Raw genomic sequence first — 7,046 nt, 5'->3', positions numbered from 1 at the left:
CTGTCGGGGGTTGGTGCTTTTCTGCACTCCATGATCCTTGCTGCCCCTGCCGCCTATGCGCCGACGCCGGCCCAGATCAGGCGCTTGTGGGAGGATGAAGGCGCGCTGATGATCAGCGGCCTGCCTGCCACCCTGGGCGGCACCAGCAACAGCGTCACGGCCTTGGCCGCCAATGATGCACACGGAACCCTTGCGGTCGGCACCGGCGACGGAGTGTCAATCATCGCTGGCCTGGGCCGGGTGCAGTATCTGGACGGGGCCAGCGGCGGCGCGGCCATCGGCAATGATGCCATCACGGCCCTGTCGGCCAGCGGCCCGCATCTGCTGATCGGCACCAGCGCCAATGCCGGCATCATCAGTGACAGCGTGATTGCGCGCGACCGCATGCTGCCCGCCGGGCTACCGGTCCCAGGGGTAGCCAGCGATCCAAACGTGCTTCGGGCCGTCGCGCGCACGGCCAGTTCCGGGCCGCTGGATATCGCGCCGCGCGTCCTGGTGGGGGAGCGCCAGAAGCTGTCGATCCGGGGCACCGTTGACTGCAAAGCGGCGGGGGCGGCGGCCACATCGCGCGGACTTTATATCCGTCAAGCCAGCCTATATCGCGATGCCGGCGGCGTGCTGACCCTTGACGGTACTGTCGATGTCATTGGCACCGACAAAGAAGTTACGGCGGGGGACGATGTGACAATCGTGGTGGATACCGCTTCCAACAGTGTCGCCATCCGTGTGACCGCCGCCGACAGCACGCCCAGGCTTTGGGCCGCCAAGATGGAAATCCTCAATCGCATTTCAGAGGAAGATAGATATGCGGCATAGCGGCATGATCGGGACGGGTGCTTATGTATCCGGTCGCCCGTACCTCTCTGTCTGGACCCTGGTCAATGGGTGCCCGGACTGCATCGTACCTCCCCTGGTGCTGGGCAGTGCAGATCCCGCCGCATTGGCCGCCGCCATCGCCGTCAACCGCGCCGTGGCCGCCATCGCGGCACGGGCGGAAGCGGTGGAGGCGGCGGCGCGGCTGGCGGTGCAGGACCCGCCGCCGGAAACGCTCATGGCGGCGGATGGGGAGGGGGAGGTTGTGGCGGTTCCCAACCCCGCCTTTGCCGAATGGGTCGCGGCGGGGCAGTTGCTGGCCGATACGGCGGCGGATGCGGACCTGCAGCATCTGCTGCGCACGCGGGCGGATGCGTTGATCACGGATGCGGGTGGGGTGGTGGAGCCGGGATGGACCCTGACCCTGCCGCCCGTGCCGGATCTGGACCCGCTGACCCAGACGGCGGACTGGGACGGGGCGGCCTGGACCGTGCGGGGCTTGATGGTGGAGGAGGCGGCCCTCTGGCCCCTGCGCCCGCCGCCGGTGCCGGCCACGGTAAGCCGTGTGCAACTGCGCCTGGCGCTGGCCACGCGGGGCCTGCTGAACATCGTGGACAGCGCCGTGAGCCTGTCTGGCGATATGGAGCTGGTGGAGCGGTGGGGGGCCGCCAGCATGGAGCGGACCAGCCCGCACCTTGCCGGCATGGCGGCGGCCCTGGGCCTGACCGAAGGCGATATCGACGACATCTTCCGCGCGGCATCCGCGCTTTAAGGGGGACACATGTGGACGGAGATCAAGCGCCGCCTGATGCAGGCGGCGCGGCTGCTGTCCTGCGCGCTCAATGTGGCGCTGGGGACCGGCGACAGCACCGTGACAATGTCGGCGGGCAGCTGGCATCTGTGGCGTGACGGCAGCCTGTGGGGCGGCTGCTGCGTCGTCATCATCAACATCATCAACCGGCCCTTTATCGGGCGGTGGGGCCATTGCCGGGAGGCGTGGGGGAAAAACCGCGAGCTGTTGCGGCTGGCGGGGCGCGATGTGCGGGGGGAGGCGTGATGGCGGACTTACTGAGTGCGGATAGCCTGACCGGGGCCGGGCTGGCGCTGGCGGCGGCGGGGGTGATTGCCGGCATCCGCTGGCTTGTGGCGGGCAAGGCCAAGCAACTGGATGGGCTGCCTGCCCTGATTCACCAGATGCAGATGGATCAGGTGCGTATCACCGCCCGGCTGGATAGGGCCGAAGCGGAGATCGCCAATGATAAGGCGGGCCGGGCTGCCGTGTCGGCCATGCAGACCGATATCGCGGTCATCCGCTCCACCATGGCGTCGTTCCAGCAAGAGCAGCGCGACATGTGGAGCCAGATCAACAAGGCCAAGGCGACCGTGTGATCGGCCAGGAAAGGAGGCGAACCATGTTCGCGTTTGGACGTACCAGCGAAGCGAAGCTGGTGGGGGTGCATGCTGACCTGGTGCGGGTGGTGCGACGCGCGCTGGCCCTGTCGGAGGTCGATTTCAGCGTGATCGAGGGGTTGCGATCCTTGGACACGCAGCGCGCGCTGGTGGCCAGTGGGGCAAGCCAGACCCTGGATGGCCGGCACCTGACCGGCCATGCCGTGGATCTGGCGCCGTTTGTGGCGGGCAGCATCCGCTGGGACTGGCCGCCGGTATTCAAGATCGCCGACGCCATGCTGCGTGCCGCGCGGATGGAGGCGGTGCCCATCCGCTGGGGCGGAGCCTGGGACCGGGACAGCACCAGCCCGGACATGATGACCGGCGCGGATGTGCTGTTGGAGGCCTATTGCCAGCGCCAAAGGGCGCGGGGCCGCAAACCGTTTACGGATGGCGTCCATTTTGAACTGCCGGTGCGGTTCTATCCCAAGGAGGGGTGAATGTTCGGCACGCTGCTTAGTCCGAAGCTGGTGCGACGTGAGTATCCCGCACAAGATGGCACGGTCGGTCTGATCCTGCATGAGCACTGGTGTCCCGGCTGCAACGGGATGCACCAGATCGCCGTCGATACCCCGTTCCGCAATGGGGCGCGCTGGACGTGGGACGGAAACGCGGCGGCGCCGACGTTCAGCCCGTCGATCAACATCACTGTCGACTATTCGCGGATCGGGCGCCCGCCGAAGTGCTGCCATTATTTCATCCGCTCCGGTCGGATCGAATTCTGCGGAGACAGCACTCACCTCATGGCCGGTCAGACTGCTGATCTGCCTGACATACCGACGGAGGAATTGGAATGACTGATGGCTTTCCTGATACCCCCGCCTGGTCAAAGCGGCGGTATCAACTGCTGTGGGCCGGGGTGATTATTGGGGCCGGCTGCCTTGGCATCGGTGCCCTGCCTTGGCTGTCGGATGCACGGGCCAGCAGCTTCCTGGATGTCGGTTCCACCATCATCCTGGGCAGCATCCTGATCGGTCCCGGCGGGGCCATGGTGGAGCGGATCGGCGCATGGTTGAGCATGCGCAAGGGGGCGCAATGACCATCCTGTTGACACTGTGGCGGTGCCGCGCGGTGCTGGGTCTGGCCGTGGCACTGCTGGCCCTGGGCGCGCTGCTCTGGTCATGGCATGGCCGCGGCCAGGACCTGATTGCCGCCCGTCAGGCAGAGGCCCTGGCATCGGAGATCGCGCGGGGCAATGCCCGTGCGGTCGATGCCGTGGCCGCCATGGGTGCGCGCAATGTTCGGGCCGTCAGTGACGCCGCCAGCGCCGACCGGGCGCGCCTGCTGTCCCGCTTGAATATCGAACGGAGGATCGCCGATGCACCGATCACGCATGCTTGTGCCGATAGCCCTGCTGTCGGTGCTGTCCTTGACGGGCTGCGGGGGCGCACCGCCGCCCCTGCCCAAGGTGGAGGTGCATCGGATCACGGTGCCGGCCAGCCTGCTCTCTTGCCAGCCCCAACCGCCGCCCCCCGCCCTGACGGATGATCGGGATCTCGCACGCTATATCCTGGCCCTGGCCGATGCCGGCGACGATTGCCGCGACCGGCTGGGCAGGGTCCGGGCGCTGATCGAGGGGCAAGCGGAGCCGTGACGCGAACCATGTTCGCACCCCCCGGACCCGAACGCCTGTTCCAAGGGCGCGTATATACGTCGCTGTCGCGACGACATGAAACAGGCCCGCCGGCACCCACCGGCGGGCCTGTTTCATTTCTGACGATTATTCGCATTGACACCCTATGAAATATAGGGGTAGTGTATATTCATCAGCTGACGGGTTGCCGCAGCTAAGTCGGGAGAGCCGAGATGACAAAGCTTCAGAAGATCATGATCACCGCGTGGAAAATGGCCCGTGAGTCCAGCCTTCGTCATGGCGGCAAGGTCCGCGCCTATTTTGCCAGTACGCTGCGCATGGCATGGGCTGGCCAGACGCTGCCCGCCAAGGACGATCAAAAGACGATTGCCAGCGACCTTGACCGGGCGGCGGCCCGCGCCGGCCAGCGTGGCGCCACCAAGAAGCAGTGCTGGTATCTGGCAGGTCTGCTGTTTCGGGCTGGTGAAACTGCCGAAGATGTCGGCTGCGGTATCGCCAATTTCAACGCCGTCCTGACCGGCGCCCGCGCCAGTCATTTTATCGACACAATGCTGCGCGCGGCCTGAGTTTCCGACGGATCACGCAGGGAGGGCCAGAATGTACAAGCTGCATATCCATGACCGGTGCCGCGAAGGTTTTGTGGCGGTGGAGGGCCGGACCAAGGCCGATGTCTATAAGGCCGCCTTTTGGAAACTGATCAATTATTACGGCGTCGCCGATGATGCGCCGCTGTTGCGGGCCGCCGAGAGTGGCGTCACCTATCGCCGCGACCACAAAGGCAACAGCGTGGCCGTGTTTGATAATGACCCCGTCGATAACCCGGCAGACGGCAGGGGGTGGAAATTTTGGGTCGAACTGGCCTATCAGGCACTGTGTGATGATCGTGAAATTTGCCGCCCGGATCAGAGGCCCACGTGGGAGCAGGTCGATGAATGATGGCGCGCCCACCTTGCGCCCCTGGCATCGCCGGCGATATCGTTTTGGGATTAAGATCGGGCTGGACAAAATTCGGTTTCCGGGTGCCCAGAGCTGCATTAGTTGGGCGTCAATCCAGCTGCAAAGCGGGGTGGTGGCGGAAGGCGAAAGTACAAAAGACGCCAAATCCCTGGTTGGCGAAATCATGTCCCAATATGGGTCCGAGGCCTTTGAGGGCGTGACGCTCTATCGCTACACCGCCGACACATTCCCCCGCAGCGCGGCAGCGGCGGGCGGTATGACGTTGCAGCAGCATGGCAATCTGATTGACCGCACCGTCGAGCAGCTGCGCGCTGCCGGAATTGATGTCCAGATCGAAATCGTGACCGATTGGGGCTTTCAGAGTGGCGCCGAAGCGAATCCGTTGGAGGATTGAACCAATGACACCTCTTCACCTGGCCTTGGCTGCCTGTGGCCTTTCGGCGCAGCAGGCCGCTGAGTACCTGTCCGTTTCGACGCAAAGCATCCGGGATGCTTTGACGCGCCCCCACAAGCTGCGGTGTCCGCCGGGCTGGTTGACGGAGCTACGCGGGCTGCATCAGCGCCAGAGGCTCTTGGCCGATAAGGCACTGGAAATCATCGCCACCCAAACGTCCCGCTTTGGGCCGGGGCAAGTTGAGTTGGGCTATTGCGTTGACGATACGGAGTCACGGATGCTTGGGCTGCCCTGTGTGGCAGCACATGCGGCTGTGCTGCGCATGATTTGGGAGGGGCTGCCCGATGGTTGCGTGCCTATTGTTGTCCCGCGCGGGACGGGCATAGCCACCGCAGGCGCCGCCGATGCGCATGGCATGTAGGGTTTAGAGCCAGCGCTATAAGTGATTGATTTTGCGCAATAATTATAATTATGGTAAATAACCTATTGCATCATACTCGTGTCTAGGTAGTCACGCGTTGCGTGCTCTTACCCGAAAATACTTTACGATGAATACTCGCACCGACGCGGATAGGCCTGATCGTCCCCGCTTGCGATCAATTTCGGCGACGACGGCGTTTACCGTCTTCTGCTCCATCGACGCGATGGCCTCTAATGCCTGCCAGAAGTCAGGCTCCAGGCGCATGGATGTTCGCTGGCTGCCCAGCTGCAAATTGCAGATAGATGACTTTTGCGTAAGGTCGATCCCCGCAAGCAACGGGTGGTCGGAAGCATCGGTCTGTACGGTCCTTCGAAGGATTGGCATAATCTTGTAACGCGATAGTGAATGTATTTTTACATATCACAGCGCGCGTCACGTCCCTAATGTTGCAATTTAAAATTAATTAGCTGCAATACTTCCAGTGTATGCTTAAACTGCACTAATATTCCAGCATTACCGACACGGGGCAATGATCCGATAGCCGGTCGCGGTCTGCTGGGTTGGTTTCACGATAGACCAGTTCCTGCGCCCTGCCCTTCACGCGCTTGTCGGCCCCCTCGCCCAGGATGATGTGATCGATGGGGTCGGGGTAGCGTCCGCCCCAGCATTTGGACGGTGCGTCGTTCAGGATGCTGACGGGCCGGGGGCCATCATCCAGCATCTGGCGCAGCGGGTCGGCCTGGTTGCCCAGGCGGCGGTTGAAATCGCCTAGCACGGCAAAGGCCTGGCCTTCCGCTTGGCGCGCATCAATCCATGCCTGGATGATCGGGGCCTGCCGGTTGATCAGGTCGCAGGCCTCCCCCTTTTGGGCCGGGCTGAAACAGCCCGATTTCAGATGCACCACCAGCACGCGCAGCGATGATTTGCCGATGGTGATGGTGGCGTCCAACCCGCGACGCAGGCTGCGCGGTTGCCCGTCCAGCAGATCCAGTCCGACCACATCTGGGTTCTGCTGAATATCGATCCCCCTGCCCCGCCGGATGGCCAGCGCCGGGCGCTGGAAGTCATCTTCGTCGGTCAGGAAGATGCGATATTTCTGGGGGTCGAGGATCCGCGATGCAGCCCCGGCGCCGTCCACTTCCTGAAGGGCGATGATGTCCGGCGCGATGGTTTCTACATACTGCGACAGACGTGCGAAGTCATCCGCCGTGCGTTGGTAAATCGGCTTGCGCCCCGGACCTGTGTCGACCTGCCCTGCCCTTTCGGTCAACCAGCCGACATTCCAGGTGGTCAGCCGGATATCCTTGGCCGACGCCGTGCCGGCCAGAAGCATCAGGGACAGGGCGGCGGTAATGATGCGGCGCATGGGGGTGTCCGGTCGTTAGCGAACCATGTTCGCGCGGGGTTCGTACTTTGGT

Annotated in this window: 14 protein-coding genes; 12 read left to right on the top strand and 2 right to left on the bottom strand. The window is 63.9% G+C overall.

Going from position 1 to position 7,046, the window contains the following annotated elements; genetic code table 11:
* The 12 genes from ACODSP_RS24385 to ACODSP_RS24330 all read left to right on the top strand — a co-directional run.
* On the top strand, positions 1-816 hold an 816-nt coding region (locus ACODSP_RS24385), incomplete at its 5' end, for a hypothetical protein (RefSeq protein ID WP_488968130.1).
* Complete coding sequence (locus tag ACODSP_RS24380) at positions 806-1,585, top strand: hypothetical protein (protein WP_488968129.1); 780 nt, start codon at positions 806-808, stop codon at positions 1,583-1,585. The genes ACODSP_RS24385 and ACODSP_RS24380, both read left to right, overlap by 11 nt.
* A 9-nt stretch (positions 1,586-1,594) precedes the next feature.
* Complete coding sequence (locus tag ACODSP_RS24375) at positions 1,595-1,870, top strand: hypothetical protein (protein ID WP_488968128.1); 276 nt, start codon at positions 1,595-1,597, stop codon at positions 1,868-1,870.
* A complete protein-coding gene (locus ACODSP_RS24370; protein ID WP_488968127.1) occupies positions 1,870-2,202 on the top strand; it encodes a hypothetical protein in 333 nt (110 codons plus the stop codon). Before ACODSP_RS24375 ends, ACODSP_RS24370 begins: the two co-directional genes overlap by 1 nt.
* A gap of 23 nt (positions 2,203-2,225) precedes the next feature.
* Entirely contained in the window at positions 2,226-2,702 is a 477-nt protein-coding gene (locus ACODSP_RS24365) for a M15 family metallopeptidase (protein WP_488968126.1), read from the top strand.
* Positions 2,703-3,059, top strand: coding sequence for a ubiquitination-like system serine protease family protein (locus tag ACODSP_RS24360; RefSeq protein ID WP_488968125.1), 357 nt, complete (start codon positions 2,703-2,705; stop codon positions 3,057-3,059).
* Positions 3,056-3,301, top strand: coding sequence for a hypothetical protein (locus ACODSP_RS24355; protein ID WP_488968124.1), 246 nt, complete (start codon positions 3,056-3,058; stop codon positions 3,299-3,301). Before ACODSP_RS24360 ends, ACODSP_RS24355 begins: the two co-directional genes overlap by 4 nt.
* The gene (locus tag ACODSP_RS24350) at positions 3,298-3,750 is read left to right on the top strand and encodes a hypothetical protein (RefSeq protein WP_488968133.1); all 453 of its coding nucleotides are present in this window, start codon (positions 3,298-3,300) and stop codon (positions 3,748-3,750) included. The genes ACODSP_RS24355 and ACODSP_RS24350 overlap by 4 nt, the downstream gene beginning before the upstream one ends.
* Entirely contained in the window at positions 3,671-3,856 is a 186-nt protein-coding gene (locus ACODSP_RS24345) for a hypothetical protein (RefSeq protein ID WP_488968132.1), read from the top strand. The genes ACODSP_RS24350 and ACODSP_RS24345 overlap by 80 nt, the downstream gene beginning before the upstream one ends.
* Positions 3,857-4,068: 212 nt before the next feature.
* Positions 4,069-4,422 (top strand): hypothetical protein, encoded by a 354-nt coding sequence (locus tag ACODSP_RS24340; RefSeq protein WP_488968123.1) that lies wholly within the window; start codon positions 4,069-4,071, stop codon positions 4,420-4,422.
* A gap of 31 nt (positions 4,423-4,453) precedes the next feature.
* The gene (locus ACODSP_RS24335; protein ID WP_488968122.1) at positions 4,454-4,792 is read left to right on the top strand and encodes a hypothetical protein; all 339 of its coding nucleotides are present in this window, start codon (positions 4,454-4,456) and stop codon (positions 4,790-4,792) included.
* Positions 4,785-5,207: a hypothetical protein gene (locus ACODSP_RS24330; protein ID WP_488968121.1), complete on the top strand. Its 423-nt coding sequence runs from the start codon at positions 4,785-4,787 to the stop codon at positions 5,205-5,207. The genes ACODSP_RS24335 and ACODSP_RS24330 overlap by 8 nt, the downstream gene beginning before the upstream one ends.
* Positions 5,208-5,718: 511 nt before the next feature.
* Here ACODSP_RS24330 and ACODSP_RS24325 read toward each other — a convergent pair.
* Both ACODSP_RS24325 and ACODSP_RS24320 read right to left on the bottom strand, forming a co-directional pair.
* Entirely contained in the window at positions 5,719-6,012 is a 294-nt protein-coding gene (locus tag ACODSP_RS24325) for a ribbon-helix-helix domain-containing protein (RefSeq protein WP_488968120.1), read from the bottom strand.
* A 115-nt stretch (positions 6,013-6,127) separates the two neighbouring features.
* Positions 6,128-6,994 carry an endonuclease/exonuclease/phosphatase family protein gene (locus ACODSP_RS24320; protein WP_488968119.1) on the bottom strand — a complete coding sequence of 289 codons (867 nt, stop codon included), beginning with the start codon at positions 6,992-6,994 and terminating at the stop codon, positions 6,128-6,130.
* Between the last annotated feature and the right edge of the window lie 52 nt (positions 6,995-7,046).

This window comes from Niveispirillum sp. FG156, assembly GCF_057809555.1.
Note: the sequence above shows the minus strand (reverse complement) of the source record. Positions and strands in the feature narration are given on the sequence as shown.